This window comes from Sphingomonas sp. J315, from assembly GCF_024666595.1.
In the GTDB taxonomy this organism is placed as follows: domain Bacteria; phylum Pseudomonadota; class Alphaproteobacteria; order Sphingomonadales; family Sphingomonadaceae; genus Sphingomonas.
Genome location: NZ_CP088296.1, coordinates 3,799,775 through 3,821,286 on the forward strand (window position 1 = coordinate 3,799,775; position 21,512 = coordinate 3,821,286).

Sequence of the window (21,512 nt, forward strand, 5' to 3'; positions counted from 1 at the left end):
CGCTCGCGCGGCGCGGCGCAAGGGGGGAAGAGGGTGAACGGCGGTGCGTCGTCGCGCGGCAACCATTTCTGAACCCTTGTCTGCCAGGGTCGATCCGAACCGGGAGTCGAAAGGGGCGCCGATGCGCCAGAATATGCGAACCATCATCGTCTTTGCCCTGCTCTACGCGGCCTTTGTTGCTGTGGGCCTGGGGCCGCTATTTGCGGCGGGCGGGTTCAACGACGCGACCTTCGGCATCGGGATGGTGATCGCCATTGCGCTGATTCCGGTTACCGCAATCGTCCTGACGATGTTCGCCCATATCCTGCTGCGTGCTCCGGGAAGCGGCGCGCCCCTGCCCGAGGCGGCACGCCGCGCCGTCGACCCCGCGCCGGAACGCGACCATTTCGACTTTGCCTTTGCCGCTTGGAACGGGATCGAATCCGCAGAAGCGGTAGCGCGCCTGTCCCGCCGCCTCCACGCGCTCGAAATCGCCCACCGGTTCGACGATGGGGAGATCAGCGTTGCCGACGGCGACGTACGCTGGAAGGTCGCCCCGGTCGTTGGCGCGCTGCGCATCGCCGGTTGGGTCGAGGCACCGACCCGCGAGACACGCGCGATGATCGAGGCGGCGGTCGAGGAGTTCCTGATCGAAGAGCTTGGAATAAGGCTGGAAAAGCTCGCCGCTTAAAGATTGGCGGGAGCGGGCTGCGCAAGATAGGCGAGCCGCCGCACCTCACGCCTGCCCCGCACCACCGTGTCCAGGATCAGCCCGGCAAAGCTGCTGAGCGCGGCCAGGATCACCAGCCCAGTGACGAGAATTGCGGTCGGGAAGCGCGGCACCAGCCCGGTGTGGAGATAGGTCATCACCAGCGGCGCTGCGAGACCCACCGCCAGCGCCGCAAGCGCCAGTGCGATCCAGCCAAAGAACAGCATCGGCTTTTCGATGCGGTAGAGCGTCAGGATGGTCCGGGCGATGCGAAACCCGTCGCGATAGGTGGACAATTTAGACGCCGAGCCCTCGGGACGGGCGAGATAGCGGGTTTCCACCTCCCCCACCGGCATCTTGAGTTCGAGCGCGTGGACGCTGATCTCGGTCTCGATCTCGAACCCCGCCGACAGCACCGGGAAGCTTTTCACGAAGCGCCGCGAAAAAACGCGATAGCCCGAGAAAATGTCGGTAAAACTGCGCCCGAACAGGCGCGCGAGCAGGCCGGTCATCGCGCGATTGCCAAGCACATGCCCACGGCGATAGGCGTCGGCGGCTTCGTGCACGCGGGTGCCGACGACCATGTCGAGCCCCTCGTCGCGCATCTTGGCGATCATCGCGGGCGCGGCGGCGGCGTCATAGGTCGCATCGCCATCGGCCATCACATAGATGTCGGCATCGACATCGGCGAACATGCGGCGGACGACATTGCCCTTGCCCTGCATCCGCTCGGTCCGAACGATCGCGCCGGCTTCGCGGGCGATGGCGACGGTGCGGTCGGCGCTGTTGTTATCGAAGACATAGATGGCGGCGGTCGGAAGCGCCGCGCGGAAGCCCGCGACCGTCTGCGCGATCGCGGCTTCCTCGTTATAGCAGGGCAGGATCACTGCGATGCGCGGTTCGGTCACGCCATTCCCCACTACGTCACCCCGGACTTGTTCCGGGGTCCACCGGGAGGCTGAGCGCATCGCAAGAGCCTCAAGCACTCAGTGTGCGGCACCGTGGACCCCGGCACAACCCTTGCGGAATGGGCCGGGGTGACGATGCTACAGGCCTCAGTCCGCCTTCTTCTTCGCGGGAGCCTTCTTCTTCGGCGCTTCGGCCTCGGCGTCATCCGCCTTGGCGGCCTTCTTGGCCGGTGCCTTCTTGGCCGGAGCAGCTTCCTCGGCCGGAGCCTCTTCCGCCTTGGCCTTGCCCTTCTTCGCCGGCTTTACGTCCTCGGCAGCGGCGGGCTCGTCAGACTTCTTCGCCTTGGCCTTCTTGGCGGGCTTGTGATCGTGGTCGTGGTCGTGGTTGCAGTCGGGCCCATGGACGTGCGGCACCGCGCCTTCCTCGCTCTCGATCGCGGCTTCCAGCTCTTCGCGGGTCACGTCGCGTTCGCTGATCTCCGCCTTCTCGAACAGGAAGTCGACGACCTTGTCCTCATAGAGCGGCGCGCGCAGCTGGGCGGCCGCCATCGGCTCCTGCTGAATATACTGGAAGAAGCGCTGCTGGTCTTCCGGGCGGTACTGCTGCGCGGCCTGGGCGATCAGGCGGTTCATTTCCGCCTGAGTCACCTCGACGCCGTTCGCCTGTCCGATTTCGGAGAGGAGCAGACCGAGACGGACGCGACGTTCGGCAATCGCGCGGTAATCGTCCTTTTCCTTCTCGAGATCGGCCTTGGCCGCCTCGGGATCTTCCTCGTGGCTCGCTTCCTGAAGGAGCTGCGCCCAAATCTGCTGGAACTCGGCCTCGACCATCGACGGCGGGACCGGGAAGTCGTGCCCCGCAGCGAGTTGGTCGAGCAGCTTGCGCTTCATATAGGTGCGCGTCAGTCCGCCGGTCTCGTTCTCCATCTGGCCGCGCAGGATACCGCGCAGCTGATCAAGGCTCTCAAGGCCGAGATTCTTGGCCAGATCTTCATCGACCTTCACTTCGCCGGCGGTCTTCACCGCGGTGATCTTGAGGTCAAACGTCGCGGGCTTGCCGGCCAGCGTGTCGACGCCATAATCCTCGGGGAAGGTCACCTCGATCTGCTTTTCGTCGCCAGCCTTCACGCCGACGATCTGGTCTTCGAAGCCCGGGATCAGGCGGCCCGAACCGATTTCGATTGCCATGCCCTCGCCGGTGCCGCCTTCAAACGCGACGCCGTCAACCTTGCCCACGAAGTCCATCGTGACCTGGTCGCCCTGCTTCGCCTTGTAGCTGGCCTTGGCGTCTTCCCACGCCTTCTGCTGGCCGGCGATCTGCATGATCTGCGCGTCGACCGCCTCGTCGCTGACCGGAACGATCAGACGTTCGAGCTTCAGCCCCTCGATCGAGGGAGTCGGAACGTCGGGCAGGACTTCCAGCTCAACCTTTACCTCGGCACCGTCACCGGCCTTGAACTCGCCCTCAAGGCTGACCGACGGCTGCATCGCGGGACGCAGCTTGTGATCGGCGATCAGCTTCTGCACGCCTTCCTGGATGGTCGAGTTGAGCGCGTCCTGGGTCAGCGCCTCGCCATGCATCTTGCGGACCAGGTTGGTCGGCACCTTGCCGGGGCGGAAGCCGGGCATGCGGATCTGCGGGGCCACGCGCTTCACCTCGGCATCGACGCGGCTGTCGATGTCCTTGGCGGTGATCTTCAGGGTGTAGGCGCGCTTGAGGCCTTCGTTCAACGTCTCGACGGTCTGCATTTCTCTCGGGCTTCCTGCTCTGGAAGTGGAATCGATTTAGCGGCATCGCGATCACGCCGGGCGGGATTGGTGCGGGCGAAGGGACTCGAACCCCCACATCTTTCGATACTGGTACCTAAAACCAGCGCGTCTACCAATTCCGCCACGCCCGCATTCTGGGACACCGCAAGTCGGGCGCGTCTATAGCAATGCGGGTGCCGGGGGCAAGGGCGATGCCGTATATGACGAAGAATCACCGAGACCGCCCGTTCGGCGCCCTCTATCCGGGCGTCGAAAGGCCGAGCAGCCAGGCATGCGGCGCGACCGGGTGCGTCAGGATCAGGTCGCGCGGCGCGATCATGACGCCGTCGCGCTCGGGCATCGCGCCCGCTTCGACAATGACCGCAAGCCGCCCGGTCCAGCCCCGGAAACGCAGGCGACCGACGGCCGCCAGGCTCTCCGCCCCTCCCCGCACCGATACGATCAGCCAGTGTGCCGCAACCGCCTCCGGGTCCGCTACCAACGCAACCGGGCTGTCATAGGCACGGACTCGATGTCGCTGTCCCGACAGCAGCAGGTGCAAGTCGCGCCGCGCCGCATCGTCGGGGTCGACGAGCACAATGTCGAGCGCGCCGGCGGCCTTGTCCGCAGGTGCCGAGGATGAGGCGGGTTGGTCCATTGACCGTCAGCATGGCGCGTCGGCGGCGTGCGCGCTGTCCGGAAAAGTCCTTACTCGCGCGCGTGAAGTCCAGCGGCAAAGGCGATGCGCAGGGCTTCGGACAGGCTGCCGACGTCCAGCTTGGTCATCAGGTTGGCACGGTGCACCTCCACGGTGCGGGGCGATATGCCCAGATCATAGGCGATCGTCTTGTTCGGGTTGCCCGCGACCAGCCCGCGCAGCACGTCGCGTTCGCGCGGCGTGAGCGCGGCGATGCGTACCCTGGCCTCCTGCCCCGCTATCTCCGCATCGCCCGCGCGCCCGAGTCGTTCGAACCCGCGGTCGAGCGCGGCCAGCAACAGCGTCTTTTCGAACGGCTTTTCGAGGAAATCGAGCGCGCCTTGCTTCATTGCCGTCACCGCAGTCGCGACATCCCCATGCCCGGTCAGCACGATCACCGGCAGCGCGACGCCGCGCGCGTTGAGTTCGCGCTGCACTTCCAGCCCGTCCATCTCGGGCATTCGAATGTCGAGCAGGATGCAGCCCGGATCGGGATGTCGTGCCTCTTTCAGAAACGCGACCCCCCGATGCATAGGCGTGGACCTCATAGCCCGACGTCTTGAGCAGGAAGCTGGCCGAGCGGCGCACCGCATCCTCGTCATCGATCAGGTGGACTAGCCGCTGCTCGCTCATTCATGGGTCTCCGCGCTCGGAATGGTGAACCACAGGACCGTCCCGCCGCCCGAACGCGGGTTGGCATCGATCCGCCCGCCATGCGCCTCAACGATCGTGCGGCAGATCGACAGGCCAAGGCCCAGCCCATCGGGTTTGTTGGTGTTGAATGCGTCGAAGAGTCGCGGGCGAATCGCCGGATCGATACCGGGCCCCGTATCGCTGACCTCGACGCGGATCATGCCATCAGCCTGAAGGCGAGTCGCGATGGTGACATCGCGGACGGGCATATCCCCCAGCGCTTCGACGGCGTTGCGGATGAGGTTGACCAGCACCTGCTGAATCTGGACGCGATCGACCAGCGCCAGCCGCGCATCGGGATCGAGGTCCTTGAGAGCGCGCACCCCTCGCTCGCGCGCACCGGTCATCGCCAGACGAGTCGCCTCCTCGACCATCTGTGGCAATGGCTCGACCCGCTTCTCCACCTCTCCGCGCGCGACGAACTCGCGCAGACGCCGGACGATGGAGCCGGCCCGCAGTGCCTCGGTCGCCGATTCGGACACCGCTTCGCCGAGCAGGTCGGGGTCCAGCGTGCCGCGTGCGATCAAGTCGCGTGCCGCCTCCATGTAGTTGGCGATCGCGGTCAGCGGCTGGTTCAGCTCATGCGCCAGTGTCGATGCCATCGTCCCCATCGCCGAGACACGCGAGACGTGGATCAGTTCGGACTGCAGTTCCTTCATTTGCAGTTCGGCACGCTGGCGTTCTGACAGGTCGCGAATGAAGCCGGTGAAGATGCGGTGCCCGGCGCTCCGTGCTTCCCCAACGGCAAGCTCCATCGGAAACTCGCTGCCGTCGCGCCGTTTTCCCACGACAATGCGACCGATTCCGATGATCCGCCGCTCACCCGTGCGGCAATAATGATCGACATAATCGTCATGTCTCAAACGATCGCCGTCGGGCATCATCATTGCGACATTCTTCCCGACGACCTCCGCCTCGCTATAGCCGAAGAGCCGTTCCGCTGCGGCGCTGAACGAGAGCATCTGCCCGCGCTCGTCGATTACGATCATCGCGTCGGGGACGGTGGCAAGGATCGATCGCAGGTGCAGTTCGCTGCGCGCCACCGCCGCCTCGGCGGCCTTGCGATCGGTGATATCCTCGATCGTTCCACCAAAGCCGAGCAGTGTCCCGCCCTCGTCGCGCAGCGCGGTCAGCCGCGCATCCGCCGCGAACTCGGTCGCATCCTGCCGCCGCCGCCATCCTTCCTCGGAATAGCGGCCATAGGTCGCCGCCCGCGCCAGATCGTCATGCGGCTTTCCGGCCGCAGCGTCGCCCTGTGAATAGAGCATCGCGACGGGCTGACCGACCGCCATTTCCGTTGCATAACCAAGCAGGATCTGCGCGCCCGGGTTCCAGCTGCAGATCATTCCTTCAGGGTCGATCAGGAATTGCGCGCGCTCGAGATCGCTGGCGATGAACCGAGCGGAAAGCTTTTCGACCGTGTCGCCGCCCATCCCGATCCCCTGCCAATCGCCTTGGATTGGCACCCCAGGCACTTGGTGAGCCTACCCATATCGTGGACGCGTGCAAGTTCGGATCGCGCCATTGCGGATCGGGACAGGTGCAATCGTCAGTTCACTGAGCGAGGAAGACGGGATAGGGGCTGTTGCGCAGCAAGTCGTTGGTAACGCCGCCGAACAGCGTTTCGATCAGCCGCGCATGCCCGAATCCGCCCATGACGATGATCGATGGCTCGATGCGCAGCGCCTGAGCCACGATCTGCTGCCCGATCCGGCCCGGCGCGTCTGGGATGTTCATAATCTCCGGTCGTATGCCGTGACGCGACAGATAGCTTGCTGCCAGTTCCGGGGGATGCCGGATATCTCCGCTGGCAATGCTGAGCAGGCGAACCTCGCGCGCCAGGCCCAGGATCGGGACCGCGGCGCGCAGCGCCGCGTCGGCCTCGTCAGATCCGTCCCATGCGACCAGCGCAATGCCCTGTAGCGCGATCCCCCGTGCCGCGCGCGGCACCGCGACAACCGGCCGGTTGAGCCGCAGCATCGCGGCAACCACTGCGTCCATCTCGCCGCCCGGAAAGCCGTCGAACACCGTATTGATAACGACCAGGTCGGTGAGCGCGGTATGGGAGGCCAGGCAGGAGGCGACATCTCCCATGCACTCGGCCCGCGTCCAGGGCACGTCCTCGATCAGCAGCCGCGCCTTGATCCGGGCGCTATTCTCCTCCTGAACCGCCAGTTCCTCGGCGATCTGTGTCGCGAGCAATCCGGGGCCGATGATCGGATCCTCGACAATCGGCGACAGCGCGGTGACGTCGATAGCGATCAGATGCCCGTGCAGCCCACGGACGAGGTCGAGCGCGGCCTGAAGCCGCGACTCCTGGCCGGCGTCGGCATGGATCAATACGGCAACATTTTTCATTGCCCGTCTCCCGAAACTCATCGGAGCGAGGCTATGCGTCGGATCGATGGGTCACTATCGGGAGTGATACGTAGTACGACGTGCGCCGCACCCGCGGGCTATTCGGCGGCCTTGAGCGCGTCCTCATTGTCCGGTTCCATCCCCGTTGCGTGACTGGCTAGCAGGTCCACGGGAGGCACGCTCTCGATCTCGCGCGCGCCAGTCTCGATGTTCAGATCCTTGAGCTTGCGCGCCGAAACGAGCGCGCGGCTTTCCAGCGAGCTGGCAAAAGCGTTGAAATTCTTGACCGCCGTGTTGAGCCCGCTACCCACCGTGCGCAAGTCGCCCAGTGCCTTGGCGAGGCGGTCATAAAGCTCCTTGCCCAGCGCGCCGATCTGCCGTGCTTCCTTGGCCAGCATCTCCTGCCGCCAGACTGCAGCAACCGTGCGCGCGATTGCGATCAGGTTGGTCGGCGTCGCCAGCAGCACGCGCTTCTCGAATGCGAAGTCCCACAGCGTCGGGTCATGCTCCAGCGCGGCCGACAGGAAATGCTCGCCCGGAACGAACATGATGACATAATCGGGGGCCTCGTCGAACTGGGTCCAGTACGCCTTGTTGCCCAGCGCATTGACGTGGGTCTTCATCGAGATGGCGTGCGCGGTCAGCCCTGCCTGCCGCTCATCCTCATCGACCGCGCCGAATGCGTCCTGATAGGCGTTGAGCGACACCTTGGCGTCGATCACCAGCGCCTTGCCGCCCGGTACGCGGACGATAGCGTCAGGGGCGCAGCCGCCCCCCTCTTCCTGCGCGACGCTGACCTCGGTCATGAAATCAGTATGTTCGGACAGGCCGCAGGTTTCGAGCACGTTGCGCAGTTGTTGCTCGCCCCAGCGACCGCGCGACTTCGGCGCGTTGCGCAGCGAGTTGACCAGCTTCGCCGCCTCGGTGCTGACCCGCTCCTGCCCGATCCGCATCTGCTCGATCTGGCCCTTCAGCTCCCCGAACGCATCGCGGCGCTCCGCCTCCACCTTGGCGACGCCCTCTTCGTAGCGCTGGAGCCGTTCGGTCACCGGCTGGAGCAGTGCCTTGAGATTCTGGCCAGCTGCGCTCTCGGACTCCCTGAAACGATCCTCGGCGCGTTTGAGGAAGGCTGCCTGGGTTTCGGCGAGCATCGTCCCGGCCACTTCGCGAAACTGGCCGGTCAGCCGCTCCTCAAGCCCCTCAGCCTTGACCCGCAGTTCGGCCAGTTCGATCCGCGCTGCATCGCGCTGGTCGCGGATCGTGTCGAGCTGCTCGCGCAGCTCCGGGATTTCGCGCGCGCGTTCCTCGGCGGCGGCAAGATCGGTGATCGCGGCCTTGAAATCCGCCTCACGCTGGTCCCGCTCGGCACGCAGAGCGGCAGCGGCACGCCCCCCCAACAGCCAGCCGAGCAGCGCCCCTGCCACCAGCGCGACAACCAATCCCACCATGACTTCGATCGACACGCCTATTCCCTTCCGTCGGCAACGGAACGGAACATAGCTCGAACGTGCGCCGGGTTACAGAACTAATCTGAAGCTGAGCTCAGAAGGCGTGGGCCAGCCGGTCCAGCATCGTCCGCGCGGGGCTGACCGGGATGGTTGCTACCTCGTCCTGCGCCGCGTCGAGGCGGGCAATCCGACGGTGCAGGTCGACGCTGGCCGCGATCAGATGCTGTGCGGAGACCGGCATCGCGTCGAACGCGGCGGAGTCGGTGACGGGCGCTTCGCCGAGCCGCCGCGAGGGATGCCGCGCCTCGACCGGGGCGATCTCCCCTGCCGCAACCGCGCGCTGGGTCAACAGCCAGGCAATGCTGTGCATCAGCCGCGTCGTGACCTTGAGCGATTCGCAGGAGAACACCACCCGGTCCATCGCACCCAGAAGGTCGCGTTGCTCGCGCCCGACCTCGTCGAAATAGGCGCGCGCCTCATCAGCCAGCAACATCGACTCGGTGTAGAGCGAGTCGATCAGGGCGCGTTGAACGCGCATGGTTTCCACTTCCCCGGTCATGATCCGAACGCTGACAGAAAGATTTCATTAACGAAATACCATTTTACGCCCCCGCCCTGTTCCAAAACGACGCGGGGGAGCGCTCGCTGAGGCGGTGCTGGCCCGTCCCAGCGCCAGCATCCTATGGTTGGCCGGGTGAGGGAGTGGTCGGTGCCGCCAAACCGACAAACAGCTCAGGCGATGATATCGGGGATCAGCTGATCCTCCAGCATTGCGATCTCGTCCCGCAGGAGCAATTTGCGCTTCTTGAGTCGCGCGACCTGAAGCTGGTCGGGCATCGGCGTCGAGCGCAAGGCTTCGATCGCAACATCGAGGTCGCGATGTTCGACGCGAAGCAGCTCAAGCCGCCGTAAAATCTCGCTTTCGTCCATTCGCTGCGGCACCCCCAGGACTCGACCCGTCGCAGATCGGCGTTGCCCTGTCGATGGGGCGATTCGCAAGGGGCGACAAGTGCCGCGAATCGTGATTTACTCGTCAATCCCCCAACTAGAGCAGGAGGATTGCTTCCATGCAGAACGCGCATCTCTCGGCACTCGAGGCCAAGCACGCGACTCTCGATCGCAAGATCGTCGCCGAGTTGCAAAGGCCCGCGCCCGATCAGATGATCATCGCCGACCTGAAGCGTCGCAAGCTCAAGGTAAAGGAAGAAATCGCGCTCAGTTGACGCGGTTCACCGGGTTGCCCCGCTGCGGCGGGGCGGCCCATCCGCGCCAGTGATCTGGCGCATTGATTTCCCGAAAACCATCCACGCGGACAACGCCCCGCGCGTTGATCGAATTCAACCCCGGTAAAGTTGCGGTTTCGCGAAATGGGGCGTGCCCGGCCCGTGTCCGACCGGCTTGCGCGCCAGCATGGGATCGATCGGCCGGTCAAAGGCAATGCCGATCCTGCCCTCCGCGCTCCACGCGATCCGGCCACGGGTCCAGCCAACGCCGCGAACATTGATTTCCACCGGCGTCCCCGAATCGACGTGATCGGCATATTCGGCCATCAAACCGCCGGCCGACAGGTTCCGCACGCGCACCTGCACCTCGATCTTGTCGAGTCGCAGCGTTGCCGCAAGGAACAGGCTGTCACGCACCTGATTGCGCTGACTCGCCGGATCGTCGCTGAAGCGTCCGCTGAATGGGTCGGAAGAAAACTGGTCCATCTGCCGCTCGTGCCTAACTCGTTACGCGCGGAGTATAGTCCGACAATGGCTATCGAAACCGTTAACCGGCATCGAAATTACCGTCATCACTCCTCGCGGGAGACTTTTTCGTTGCGCTCGTGGCGCTCCTGCGCCTCAACGGTCATCGTCGCGATCGGGCGCGCTTCGAGCCGCGCGAGGCTGATCGGCTCGCCGCTCACCTCGCAATAGCCATATTCGCCCTCTTCGATCCGGCGCAGCGCGGCGTCGATCTTTGAGATCAGCTTGCGCTGGCGGTCGCGGGTGCGCAGTTCGATCGACCAGTCGGTCTCGCTCGATGCGCGGTCGGTCAGATCGGCCTCGCGCAGCGAATCGATCTGAAGCTGGTTGAGCGTCCCCGCCGCCTCGCGGTGGATCGCATCCTTCCAGGCAAGCAGCTTTTCGCGAAAATATTGCTGCTGCCGCGCATTCATGAACGGCTCGTCCGCGGTCGGACGATAGCCGTCAGGCAAATCGTTCGCGGCTACGGGTTTCGCTGGATCGTCGCGGTGTTCGAAAACGGTCGCCATCCCACACTCCACAACGGGATCGGATGGCCTTCGCCGATCTCGATCCCCGTATCCCCGGGGCGCCCTATATCCGGGCAAATTTCGTACCACAAGCTACCGAATCCATAGATTCGTGCGCCAAGCCGTTCTTGCCATGCGGGAAATTACACAGCGCTGAACCGGAGAGGTGCGATCGACGTCACCAATGCCGCAAATTGGTTAAGCTTTCGCGCACGATGGCCGACAGTTCCGTCCCCTAAAGGCACATTAACCATAGATGATGCGAGGCGGTCGCAGATAATTGTCCCCAAGCTGTGGAAAGCGTGGTTAACGACATTGCACTTAATACTTTCTTCTGCACTTCTCGGGCAATTACCCGCTGAACGGGTGCCTAGCGCACCCCTGGGTGACCAGGGACGAGAGAGAAGCAAAATGTCGGTTCGGATGGCCTTGGCAAAACTGTGCGCCTGCGCATGCGGCGGTGCCGTCGTCGGCGGCGGCGCGGTGCATGTCGCCGAAACCCGCGCCGAGCGCGGCTATCAGCAACAGCGTCAATCGGTGAAGCAGGGCGTGGTCCAGCGCCGCGTCGTCAAGCGCCCTCTGCGCAAGCGCGTCGTGCGCCGCACCGTAACTACCACTGCCCAGTGCCAGCCCCAGGTCGTGACCGTGACGTCACAGGGGACGGCGATCCCCCTGCCCCCCGCCCACCTATGGCTCAAGCGGTGAGATGCCCGTCGTCGGTGGCGGCGGTGGCGGCGGCGGTGGCGCCGCAGCGGCAGTGACCGGAGGCAGCAGCGGCGGTTTCGTTGGCGGATTCTTCGCTGGCGGATTCTTCGGCGGTTCGGGCGGCAGCAGCGGCAGCGGCGCGTCAGGCAGCGGCGGCATCGTCATTTCCTCGACCAGCAGCACCAGCGGCGGTTCGACATCGACCTCGGGCGGATCGACTTCGACCGGCGGCTCGTCGACTGGCGGTTCGTCCACCTCGACCGGTGGCTCGTCGAGCGGCAGCGTCAGCTCGACTTCCTCGACCGGTGGCTCGTCGACAGGTGGCTCGTCCACGTCGAGCGGCGCGGTCAGCTCGACCTCTTCGGGCGATGTCTCGTCCTCGACCGGCGGATCGTCCTCCTCCACATCGTCGGGCGGATCGTCGGGTGACGTGTCGTCGTCGACCGGTGGTTCGTCGTCGTCGACGTCGTCAGGCGCATCATCCAGCTCGACCTCGTCGGGCGGGTCCTCGTCCTCGACCAGCTCGGCCTCGGGCGGTTCGTCGGGCGACGTGTCGTCTTCGTCGAGCGGCAACGTCTCGTCCTCGGCATCGTCCTCGGGTGACGTGTCCTCGTCCACCTCGGCGTCCTCGTCGGGTGACGTGTCGTCGTCGACCTCGACCTCGGCCAGCTCGTCTGGCGATGTTTCGACCTCGTCGTCCAACTCGTCGGCTTCCTCGACCTCGGCCTCGTCCTCGGGCGACGTGTCGTCCTCGACCTCGAGCGGGTGGAGCACCTCGAGTGGGTGGAGCACCTCGACCAGCAGCTCGACTTCGTCGGGCACGTCGAGCGGCACCAGCAGCTCCTCGGGTGGTCCCGATCCGGTTCCCGCGCCGCCGATGGTGCTGCTGTTCGGCGCGGCCGCAGCGGCGCTGGTGGTGCGCAAGCGGTACCAGAACCGCAAGGCAAAGGACGCCGCGGCGGCCGAATAAGCGCCGCGGCGACCAGCGTCAGTCGGCGTCGATCAGTGCCTGTTCGATCTCCGGGATCGGATGACCGGTCAGCGTCTTGTCGATCTCGCCGGTCAGCCGCTCGCTCACCTCCTTGTGATAATGTTTGCGCAGTTCGCCTAGCGTGCGCGGCGGCGCGACGATGATCAGCGATTCGAAATCGTTGTTGAGCGCGCGCTTCTTCAGCAGTTCCGCCGTCTCCGCCGCGAACCGGTCTTCCTCCAGCTGGTGGAAATCGGTCTCCTCATAGGCGCTGCGCCCCGCCCCCCACGCTTGAAAAGGCACGGCCCGGAGCGTCGGTGCGCTGGTCGATATTGTCGGGGTTTTCCTGCACCCGTTTGCGCTCGACCTGAAGGTTGAGGTGAACATTGTCGCCCTCGTTCCTCAGGAACAGCATCTTGCGGCCATCGGCGACCACGACCATCGCATTGTGCGGAACGTGCATGAGTCTCTCCTTGATTGGTTACACAGGGTGAACGCACACCGCGCACACCGGGTTGCCTAGCCCCGCGCGGCTCGCCATAGCCTGCCCCCATGCATGACATTCGCGCGATCCGTGAGAACCCCGAGGCGTTCGACGCCGCCCTTGCCCGCCGTGGGGCCGAGCCGCAGGCTGAAATGCTGGTCGCGCTCGACGAAGCGCGCCGCGCGCTGACCACGCAGCAGCAGGAGGCGCAGACGCGGCGCAACGAGCTGTCGAAACAGGTCGGCCAGGCCAAGGCGGCGAAGGACGAAGACCGGGCCCAGGCGCTGATGGCCGAGGTCGGGCAGCTCAAACAGGTGCTGGAAGACCTCAACCTCGCCCAGAGCGCGGCGGACGAGGCACTGCGCACCGCGCTGGCGGCGATCCCCAATCTGCCCGCTGCGGACGTACCCGACGGGACGAGCGAGGACGATAATCAGTTGGTGCACACGGTTGGCACCCAGCCGGCCTTCGCCTTCACGCCCGGCGAGCATAACGAGTTCGGCCCTGCGCTGGGCCTCGATTTCGACACCGGCGCGATGCTCGGCGGGTCGCGCTTCACGCTGTTGCGCGGCGCGGCGGCGAAACTGCACCGTGCGCTCGGCCAGTTCATGCTCGACACGCTGACCGGCGCGCATGGGTATGAGGAATGCGTGCCGCCGGTACTCGTCCGCGACGAGATCATGTTCGGCACCGGCCAGCTGCCCAAATTCGCCGAGGATTCGTTCCGCACCACCGATGGCCGCTGGCTGATCCCGACGTCCGAAGTCAGCCTGACCAACAGCGTGCGCGAGCAGATTTTGAGCGGCGAGGAACTGCCGCTGCGCCTGACCGCGCTCACTCCCTGCTTCCGCTCGGAGGCAGGTGCTGCAGGTCGCGACACGCGCGGCTTCATCCGCCAGCATCAGTTCGAGAAGGTCGAGATGGTGTCGATCACCACTCCCGATCAGTCGGAGGCGGAGCATGAGCGGATGACCGCCTGCGCCGAGGAGATTCTCAAACGGCTCGGCCTGTCCTTCCGCCGCATGCTGCTGTGCGCGGGTGACATGGGGTTCAGCGCGACGCGGACCTATGACCTCGAAGTCTGGCTGCCCGGGCAGGCGCGCTATCGCGAGATTTCGTCCTGCTCGACATGTGGCGACTTCCAGGCCCGTCGGATGAATGCGCGCTATCGTGGCGCGGACGGAAAGCCGGCCTTCGTCCACACGCTCAACGGCTCGGGCCTCGCGGTCGGCCGCACGCTGGTCGCGGTATTGGAGAATTATCAGCAAGAGGATGGTGCAGTTTCGGTGCCCGACGTGCTCCAGCCCTATCTGCGCGGGGTCAACCGGCTCGAACCCGCCAGTTAGCGTGCCGCCGTATCTGGACCTGACGCATCGTGAATCGCTTGTTATGCTTGAACGGGCAATAGGTTGAACCGGGCGGATCATGCGGGGGATGAGGATCAGGACGGGGTTGATCGCGGCGCTGATGCTGGCGCCGCTGGCAGGTGGCTGTATTCCGCCGGGAGCGACGCCTTCTGCCCGCTCGGCCCCCGCGCCCCGACAGGTCGATCCGACGGCGGCCCCCCGGCGTGAGGACGTCCCCGCCCTCCCCGCGCCTGTCTCGGCGTGGGAGGCGCGGCGGGTGACTGCCGATGCGCGTGTCATTCCCGCGTCGGAATATGTCGTCGTGTCCGGCGACACGCTGCGCAAGATCGCGGACAGGACCGGTGCAGGATCTGAAGCGATCGCGCGTGCGAACAATATTCCCCCGCCCTACACGATTCGCGTCGGCCAGCGGTTGTCGATCCCGGGCGGGCGCTATCATCTGGTCCGCGCAGGTGAGACCGGCATCGCCATCGCCCGCGCCTATGGCGTCGACTGGGGCCGGGTGGTGACCGAGAACGACCTGACCGAACCCTATATCCTGCGTACCGGCATGCGGTTGCTGATCCCCGGCGACCCCCGGACGATGACGCTGGAGGAGCGCGCCGCCGCCTTCCGGCTCGACATCGACGATATCGTCACGGGCGGCCAGCCCGCCATTGCCGAGCGCGCGCGCCCGACCCCGCCGACCGCGTCCTCGGCGCGGGTACTGCCTCCCGACGCCGCAGTCGCCGCACCGACGACAACGCTGCGCGGTGGCTTTGCCTGGCCGGCGCGCGGCACCGTCATCCGTCGATTCGGTCCGATCGCCAGTGGCGAGCGGAGCGACGGGATCAAGATCGCGGTGCCGCTCGACACCCCGATCCTCGCCGCCGCCGACGGCACCGTCGCCTATGTCGGCAGCGAAATCCCCGCACTCGGCGGGCTGGTAATCCTTCAGCATGGCAGCGGCTGGACGAGCGTCTATGGCCATGCCGGGCAGCTGCTCGTCCAGCGCGGCCAGTCGGTGAAGCGTGGCCAGATGATCGCCCTGTCCGGCGACAGCGGAACGAACCGTGCGCAGCTGCATTTCGAGTTGCGCCAGGGACGCACCCCCGTCGATCCGATTCCCAGACTGCCCAGCCGTTGAACCGCCACCGCATCCCGACCCATGCCGCGCTCCGCCGGAAGTCGGGCGTATCACCCTGGGTGTCGATCGCCTGGCGCGTCGCCGCCGTGCTGGGCCTCTATGCCTTCGCGGTCGCCTTCCACTGGTTCGATCGCGAAGGGCTGCGCGACAATTTCGACGATCATATCAGCTTTCTCGACATCATCTATTTCACGATGATTTCGATCACGACGACCGGCTATGGCGACATCGTTCCGATCTCGCCCGGCGCGCGGATGTTCGACGCGCTGGTGGTGACGCCGATCCGCATCTTCGTGATCCTGATCTTCATCGGCACGACCTACCAATTCATCCTCAAACGCACATGGGACAGGTGGCGCATGGCGCAGATCCAGAAAATGCTCACCAACCACATCGTGGTCGCCGGGTTCGGCAAGACCGGCTCTGACGCGGTCAGCGAACTGGTCGCGCGCGGCACCGATCCCGCCTGCATCGTCGTGGTGGACGGGGACGAACACGCGCTCGCCCGTGCCGAAGATGTGGGGTGCAACGTGCTGGTCGGCGACGCGACGCGCGACCAGACGCTGCAGGACGTTCGGGTCGACCGCGCAAAGACGCTGATCGTCGCCACCGGGCGCGACGATACCTCGATCCTCGTCACCCTCACCGCCCGGCACCTGGCGCCAAAGGTGCCGATCTCAATCATCATCAAGGCGGACGACAATGAATTTCCCGCGCGCGCAGCCGGGGCGAATACCGTCATCAACCCGGTCAGCTTCGCCGGGCTGCTGCTCGCCGGATCGGTCGAGGGGACACATGTCGCCGACTATATGCTCGACCTCGCCTCGGTCGACGGGCGGGTGCATTTGTCCGAACGCTGCGTGAAGGCGGTGGAGATCGGCAAGCCGCTATCTGCAATCACCACCGGCCTTGGCGTCCGGATCTACCGCAACGGCGAACCCTATGGCTTCTTCGAGGAACAGGCGAAGGCGCTGAAGGCGGATGACGTGATCGTCGAAATCATTCCCCAGGGCGACTCCGCCCACGGATAGTTGTCGGCTAGGCGACCGAGCGCAGAACTGCTTCACGCTTGACGGTGAAGCTGACGGTCGCGCCCCGGGCGCGGTTCCACGCCTTCAACTCTCCGCCATGTACCTCGATGATGCGGCGGCAGATCGACAGGCCGATGCCAAGTCCATGCTCGGCCTTGGTCGAGATGAAGGGCAGGTTGAACTGCTCCAGCACGCTGTCGGGAAAGCCGGGGCCATCATCCTCGACGCGAATTTCGAACATCTCTTCTGACCGGGCCTCGCACTTGATCCGGATCAAGCGCCGGTCCTCGGGGACGCTCGCCACCGCCTCCTCCGCGTTGCGGATCAGGTTGACCAGTACCTGCTGGATCTGGATTCGATCGATCAGCACCCGCGTTTGCGCATGGCCGCCCGCATAAAGCACGCGCGCGCGCGGCGCTGCATTGCCGCCGCGCGCCAACTCGATCGCGTCGAATATGGTCGCGTCCAGCGTTTCGATGCGCAATTCCGCGCTGCCCTTCGATAAATAGTCTCGGATCCGGCGGATGATCTCGCCCGCGCGCGCGATCTGGCCGCGCACCTGGTGCAGCTGGGCCCCAACCGCTTCGCGCGTACCGTCGCCCCGGATCATCAGCTCCCCGACCGCAAGATAGTTGGAGGCGGCGGTCAGCGGCTGGTTGAGTTCGTGCGCCAGGCCAGCCGCCATCTCGCTGAGCGATGAAACCCGCGCGGAATGGGCGAACTCGTCCCGCATCTGGTCAAACCGGCGCTGCGCCTGTTCCTGGTTGCTGACATGCCGCGCGTACAAGACAAGCAGCGCACCCAGCAACAGGGTCAGTGCCGTCGCCAGACTCAGGAACCACCCTGCACGCCGCGTCGCGGGCGCAAGGATGTCGGCTTCGCCCACGCCCGAGGTCACGAAAATCGGGTAATTGGTCAGCCTCCTGTGGCTGAACAGGCGGCGTCTGCCGTCAAGTGAGCTCGGCCCCCAATATTCCCCGTTGGGCTCGGCCATCTGGCGTTGCATCACCAGGCGCCCGCTCAGGTCCTGCCCCCAGCTGACGACACCGCCCTCGCGCCGCGCCAGGGTCATGCCGCGCAGCGAGATGATCGAAATCAGATCGGCCGGACGATATTCAATGCCGGCGTTGAAATCGACAAAGCGCCGCGCCGGGATCTCAACGGCTACGGCGCCGGCAAAGCTCCGGTCCGGGTTCCGCAGCGCGCGAGCGATCAACAGGACCGTATCGCCAGTCTCGGGCTTGGTCGTCGGGTTGGAGATGGCGCGATCGACAGTCGGCGTTTCCCGAAGCTCTCTGAACACGCGGCGGTCTCGCACGCTCCGCCGAGCGTCCGCGCTGGTGCTAAACCGGATATTTCCATCGGCGTCGGCGAGCTGCGCACCTGACACGATTGCGTCGAAATATGCGGGCAATACGATTCGCCGTGTGCCGGTAGTGCCCGGCGACCGCACCTGTGCGCCATAACGTTCGTCGAGATAGGCGGTCGCCAAATCCGCCGCCTCAAGCGTGCGCCGGACATATTGCTCAAAGGCGACGACGCGCCCCCTGTTTTCACGCACAGCCGCTTCAACCGCAGTGCGCCGGTCCTCAACTATCTGCCAGATCACCGTGATCCAGGCGACGACTACGAACAGGACGCCCGAGATAGTCACGAGTCGCGCCGCTGGCTGACCCAGGATCGTCAGATAGATGTTTGGTGTCCGCACCCCGCCACCTGCCCGACTGAATGCGGGCCTTCCCACACGCATGTTACGGGCCGAAAGTCGTAAACACCAGATGGTCGAGATACCCGTCCGGAGACCGCGTTTCGGAGCTGCTCTTTGAGCCGCTCACGCTGAACGATTGAAATCAGGGTGTTATTTGTGAAAGTACAATTGGTCTATAGCATTGGTATGATCACAATTTGAAATTGTCAGCCATCTGGAATGGAAAATAGGTTGACATATTGGTCAATCAAACTGAGTTTGCGGTCAAACAGATGATAAAAATGGGAGGGGTGGATGCGCCGCATGAAGACTCAACGTGCGTCCGGCGTTGGCCGGGACGGTTTTGCGGCGATCCTGCTGGCCGGAACTGCGATGGTGACGCTGGCCAATCCCGCCTTCGCACAGGACGCACCCGTCGCGCCTGCCGCAGAGGATGAGATCATCGTCACCGGCATTCGCAGTTCGCTCGCCACCGCGCTCGCGGAAAAGCGCACTGCCGACAATCTGGTCGAAGTCATCCAGGCCGAGGATATCGGCAAGCTCCCCGACCAGAACCTTGCCGAGGTTCTGGAAAACGTCACCGGTGTCCAGATCACCCGTCAGGCCGGCGTCGGCAACGCTGTCCAGATCCGCGGCACCGACGCCAACCGGACCGAGATCAACGGCGTATCGACCGTCGGGTCCGGCGCGGGCCGGTCGGGAATCAGCTTTGAGGATCTGCCGGCAGCGCTGATCGCTTCGGTCGAGGTCACAAAGGTGCCGACCGCGAAAACGATTGAAGGTTCGGTCGGAGGCACGATCAACCTGCGCACGATGCGTCCGCTGTCGCTGAAGGAACCGTTGATCGCGTTCCGGGGGCAGATGGAGAATAGCGACCTCGCACGGACAACGCTCCCGCGCATTTCCGGCACGATCGGCAGCCGCTGGGACACCGGCATTGGCGAGTTTGGCGTGGTCGTGAGCGGCAGTTTTGCCCGGCAGGACGTCGCCAATTTCGCACCACGGGTCGATCGTGACGCCGTGGTCCTTCCCGGCCAGGGGCCGAGCGCCCAGTCCTTCCCCTTCCTGCGCATCCAGTTCTTCCAGCAGGGTCTCGACAATTACGAATATGAAACCTGGAACGGGACCGGCGCGCTCGAATGGAAGCCCGCCGACAATCTCAGGCTGTATTTCGACGCGACCGTGAACAACCAGCAGCGCGCCCAGGAAAGCCATCGGATACAGATTTCCGGCACCGCCACCCAGTCGGTGGTGGATGCGACCAACAATACGGCGTTCGAAACGGTGAAGTGGGGCACGCTCGACGGACCCAATGGTCCGATCGATCTGGGCACCGTCCAGGCCACCGTCGCGGGTACGATCGGGATTGGCGGATCGACCGGAACGGTCATCGATTCCAACATGCGCATGTCGAGTGACACCGGCGCGCGGATCACGCGCAGCCGTGTGTTCGATTTGGGCTCGGAATGGGTCGTGGGGGACCTGACGGTTCGCGCCGAAGGCTCGCTGTCGACGTCAAAGTCGGAATTCCCCAACTTCTCGACCACGCTCGACTTCATCAACCCGCGCGGCCCGCAACCTGTGATCGGGCGCAGCATCGATAACGGCGTCCCCCTCGCCTTCGACCTGCGCAACGGCACGCTGCAATTTGGACTCGACCAGGCCAGCCCGTTCGCGCCCAGTGCCGCCGAACTGCTGAACCCCGCCAATTATCAGCTTCAGCAGGTGGCGCAGGGCGCGAGTACCACCGACAATCAGGAGCGCGCCGCGCGGCTCGACCTGTCCTATGACTTTTCGGACGTCATGCCGTTCATCAGCTCGATCGACGCGGGCTATCGCTGGAACCGCACCTCTGCGGTCAACAGCGAGTTTTCGAACAATGTCAGCCTGACCAACACGACCAGCGCGTGGAACCGGCCGAGAGGCAATCTGTTCGCCGACATCCTGATCCCGGGACCGGACAACTTCAATGCGGCGGACGGACGCACGCTCTATTTCCCTGACTTCCTGCTGATCGACGGGGGGCTGGCGTTCCGCAATCCGGTGTCGGTCCTGAACACGCTCAACAGCGCGATCGCCGCCAGCAACGCAGCGCGCACCCAGGGGCCAGCGGTCGCCTCGCTCGCCACGCCGACCGAGAGTTTCGCGGGCTTTTTCAGCATCCGCGAAACGACCAGCGCCGCCTATTTCCAGGCAAATTTCGACGGTGAGGTCGGCGGCGCGCGCGTGCGCGGCAATGCCGGTGTACGTTGGCTGCATACGGGTCTCGACTCGACCGGAAATAACATCGCGAATGGGGTGGTGACCGGACAGACGGTCACCAGCAGCAGCTATGAGTTCTGGCTGCCGCGGTTCAGCCTGGTGGTCGAACCGGCGGACAAGGTGCTGATCCGCGGCGGCGTCGCCCGCGACATCCGCCGTCCGAATTTCGATACGCTCTCGACCTCCTATTCCTTCGGTACTGGCGCGAATACGCCGGTCGCGGTGGGCAACCCGGCGCTGGTCCCCGAGGCGGTCTGGTCGTTCGACCTGTCGGGCGAATATTATTTCGCGCCCTCCAGCCTGATCAGCATCGGCTTCTTCCACAAGTCGCGCACCAATTTGTTCGCGCAGCGGCAGGAAGATCCGGCACCGAACCTCGATCTCAGTGGCAACCTCAACATCGACATCACCCCGCCGTGCGAACAGGGCGGAATCTACAACCCGGTTGCCAACCGCAACATCAACAACCCGGTCCAGGGCGTCGGGATCTGCGTGCCGTTGCTTTCGACATTCAACGTCGGCGGGACGACGACACAGACCGGCATCGAAATCGCGTTCCAGCACGATCTGTCCGCATGGGAAGACACGCTGGGCTTCGCGTCCGGTTTCGGGTTCATCGGCAACTTCACCTATCAGAAGACCGGTGGAACGGCCCGCGAATATCGCACCGCGGATGGCCCGCGCACCGTCTTCACCCTGCTCGGCAAGCCAAATTCGCAGGATCTGATCACGCTCACCAACCTGTCGAAATTCGCGTACAACGCGACACTGTTCTACGACAAATACGGGCTCAACGCGCGGATGCGATACACGTGGCGGTCGAGCTATGTGTCGAACGATCCGTTCTTCTTCGGCCTTCCGCGCATCAACGGCGCGCGCGGCCAGCTCAATGCAAGCATCAACTACGACATCACCGACAGGATCAATGTCGGGGTCGAGGGGATCAACCTGCTGCGCGAGGATCAGAACCAGTATTGCGTCAACGACAAGGCGCTGCTCTGCTTCCAGGGGCTGACCGACCGACGCATCACTGCGGGGCTCAGCATTCGCTTCTAGACACC

Annotated in this window: 19 protein-coding genes, 1 tRNA gene and 2 pseudogenes; 7 read left to right on the top strand and 15 right to left on the bottom strand. The window is 64.8% G+C overall.

Features of this window, described 5'->3' with window-relative positions; genetic code table 11:
- Positions 1 to 121: 121 nt before the first annotated feature.
- The gene (locus LRS08_RS19255) at positions 122 to 670 is read left to right on the top strand and encodes a hypothetical protein (RefSeq protein ID WP_260481132.1); all 549 of its coding nucleotides are present in this window, start codon (positions 122 to 124) and stop codon (positions 668 to 670) included.
- Here the strand turns inward: LRS08_RS19255 and LRS08_RS19260 are convergent.
- The 10 genes and pseudogenes from LRS08_RS19260 to LRS08_RS19305 form a co-directional block, all read right to left on the bottom strand.
- The gene (locus LRS08_RS19260; RefSeq protein WP_260481133.1) at positions 667 to 1,656 is read right to left on the bottom strand and encodes a glycosyltransferase family 2 protein; all 990 of its coding nucleotides are present in this window, start codon (positions 1,654 to 1,656) and stop codon (positions 667 to 669) included. The genes LRS08_RS19255 and LRS08_RS19260 overlap by 4 nt on opposite strands.
- 87 nt (positions 1,657 to 1,743) lie before the next feature.
- The gene (tig, locus tag LRS08_RS19265; RefSeq protein WP_257845670.1) at positions 1,744 to 3,345 is read right to left on the bottom strand and encodes a trigger factor; all 1,602 of its coding nucleotides are present in this window, start codon (positions 3,343 to 3,345) and stop codon (positions 1,744 to 1,746) included.
- A gap of 67 nt (positions 3,346 to 3,412) precedes the next feature.
- Positions 3,413 to 3,497, bottom strand: a tRNA-Leu gene (locus LRS08_RS19270).
- Between the two features lie 107 nt (positions 3,498 to 3,604).
- A complete protein-coding gene (locus LRS08_RS19275; RefSeq protein WP_257845669.1) occupies positions 3,605 to 4,003 on the bottom strand; it encodes a hypothetical protein in 399 nt (132 codons plus the stop codon).
- Positions 4,004 to 4,053: 50 nt separating this feature from the next.
- Positions 4,054 to 4,675 (bottom strand): annotated as a pseudogene (locus LRS08_RS19280) (response regulator transcription factor).
- Entirely contained in the window at positions 4,672 to 6,168 is a 1,497-nt protein-coding gene (locus tag LRS08_RS19285; protein ID WP_257845667.1) for a PAS domain S-box protein, read from the bottom strand. Before LRS08_RS19285 ends, LRS08_RS19280 begins: the two are co-directional and overlap by 4 nt.
- A gap of 121 nt (positions 6,169 to 6,289) precedes the next feature.
- Positions 6,290 to 7,093: a universal stress protein gene (locus tag LRS08_RS19290; RefSeq protein WP_257845666.1), complete on the bottom strand. Its 804-nt coding sequence runs from the start codon at positions 7,091 to 7,093 to the stop codon at positions 6,290 to 6,292.
- A 98-nt stretch (positions 7,094 to 7,191) separates the two neighbouring features.
- Positions 7,192 to 8,541: a DNA recombination protein RmuC gene (locus tag LRS08_RS19295; protein ID WP_260481704.1), complete on the bottom strand. Its 1,350-nt coding sequence runs from the start codon at positions 8,539 to 8,541 to the stop codon at positions 7,192 to 7,194.
- 94 nt (positions 8,542 to 8,635) lie between these two features.
- Positions 8,636 to 9,100, bottom strand: a complete 465-nt coding sequence (locus tag LRS08_RS19300; RefSeq protein WP_257845665.1) for a DUF1465 family protein — start codon at positions 9,098 to 9,100, stop codon at positions 8,636 to 8,638.
- A gap of 173 nt (positions 9,101 to 9,273) precedes the next feature.
- Positions 9,274 to 9,471, bottom strand: a complete 198-nt coding sequence (locus tag LRS08_RS19305) for a YdcH family protein (protein ID WP_257845664.1) — start codon at positions 9,469 to 9,471, stop codon at positions 9,274 to 9,276.
- 137 nt (positions 9,472 to 9,608) lie between these two features.
- Here LRS08_RS19305 and LRS08_RS19310 point away from each other — a divergent pair, with 137 nt between their 5' ends.
- The gene (locus LRS08_RS19310) at positions 9,609 to 9,764 is read left to right on the top strand and encodes a YdcH family protein (protein WP_257845663.1); all 156 of its coding nucleotides are present in this window, start codon (positions 9,609 to 9,611) and stop codon (positions 9,762 to 9,764) included.
- A gap of 114 nt (positions 9,765 to 9,878) precedes the next feature.
- Here the strand turns inward: LRS08_RS19310 and LRS08_RS19315 are convergent, their stop codons facing one another.
- Together LRS08_RS19315 and dksA are read right to left on the bottom strand one after the other, a co-directional pair.
- Entirely contained in the window at positions 9,879 to 10,250 is a 372-nt protein-coding gene (locus tag LRS08_RS19315) for a PilZ domain-containing protein (RefSeq protein WP_257845662.1), read from the bottom strand.
- An 86-nt stretch (positions 10,251 to 10,336) separates the two neighbouring features.
- Complete coding sequence (gene dksA, locus LRS08_RS19320) at positions 10,337 to 10,798, bottom strand: RNA polymerase-binding protein DksA (RefSeq protein WP_257845661.1); 462 nt, start codon at positions 10,796 to 10,798, stop codon at positions 10,337 to 10,339.
- A 411-nt stretch (positions 10,799 to 11,209) separates the two neighbouring features.
- Between dksA and LRS08_RS19325 the strand changes: the two genes are divergently transcribed.
- Positions 11,210 to 11,503 (top strand): hypothetical protein, encoded by a 294-nt coding sequence (locus LRS08_RS19325; protein WP_260481134.1) that lies wholly within the window; start codon positions 11,210 to 11,212, stop codon positions 11,501 to 11,503.
- Here the strand turns inward: LRS08_RS19325 and LRS08_RS19330 are convergent.
- Both LRS08_RS19330 and LRS08_RS19335 read right to left on the bottom strand, forming a co-directional pair.
- A complete protein-coding gene (locus tag LRS08_RS19330) occupies positions 11,486 to 12,427 on the bottom strand; it encodes a hypothetical protein (RefSeq protein WP_257845660.1) in 942 nt (313 codons plus the stop codon). The two genes, LRS08_RS19325 and LRS08_RS19330, sit on opposite strands and share 18 nt — an antisense overlap.
- Before the next feature lie 64 nt (positions 12,428 to 12,491).
- Positions 12,492 to 12,936 (bottom strand): annotated as a pseudogene (locus LRS08_RS19335) (host attachment family protein).
- A gap of 89 nt (positions 12,937 to 13,025) precedes the next feature.
- On the opposite strand from LRS08_RS19335, the gene serS reads away from it, so the two are divergent.
- The 3 genes from serS to LRS08_RS19350 all read left to right on the top strand — a co-directional run bounded on the left by serS (position 13,026) and on the right by LRS08_RS19350 (position 16,481).
- A complete protein-coding gene (gene serS, locus LRS08_RS19340; protein ID WP_257845658.1) occupies positions 13,026 to 14,303 on the top strand; it encodes a serine--tRNA ligase in 1,278 nt (425 codons plus the stop codon).
- An 88-nt stretch (positions 14,304 to 14,391) separates the two neighbouring features.
- Positions 14,392 to 15,450 (top strand): M23 family metallopeptidase, encoded by a 1,059-nt coding sequence (locus LRS08_RS19345; protein ID WP_257845657.1) that lies wholly within the window; start codon positions 14,392 to 14,394, stop codon positions 15,448 to 15,450.
- The gene (locus LRS08_RS19350; protein ID WP_257845656.1) at positions 15,447 to 16,481 is read left to right on the top strand and encodes a TrkA family potassium uptake protein; all 1,035 of its coding nucleotides are present in this window, start codon (positions 15,447 to 15,449) and stop codon (positions 16,479 to 16,481) included. The genes LRS08_RS19345 and LRS08_RS19350 overlap by 4 nt, the downstream gene beginning before the upstream one ends.
- A gap of 7 nt (positions 16,482 to 16,488) precedes the next feature.
- Here LRS08_RS19350 and LRS08_RS19355 read toward each other — a convergent pair whose 3' ends face one another.
- Positions 16,489 to 18,189: an ATP-binding protein gene (locus LRS08_RS19355; protein ID WP_260481135.1), complete on the bottom strand. Its 1,701-nt coding sequence runs from the start codon at positions 18,187 to 18,189 to the stop codon at positions 16,489 to 16,491.
- A gap of 303 nt (positions 18,190 to 18,492) precedes the next feature.
- On the opposite strand from LRS08_RS19355, the gene LRS08_RS19360 reads away from it, so the two are divergent.
- On the top strand, positions 18,493 to 21,507 hold the full coding sequence (locus LRS08_RS19360) for a TonB-dependent receptor (RefSeq protein WP_257845654.1): 3,015 nt from the start codon (positions 18,493 to 18,495) through the stop codon (positions 21,505 to 21,507).
- Positions 21,508 to 21,512: the final 5 nt, after the last annotated feature.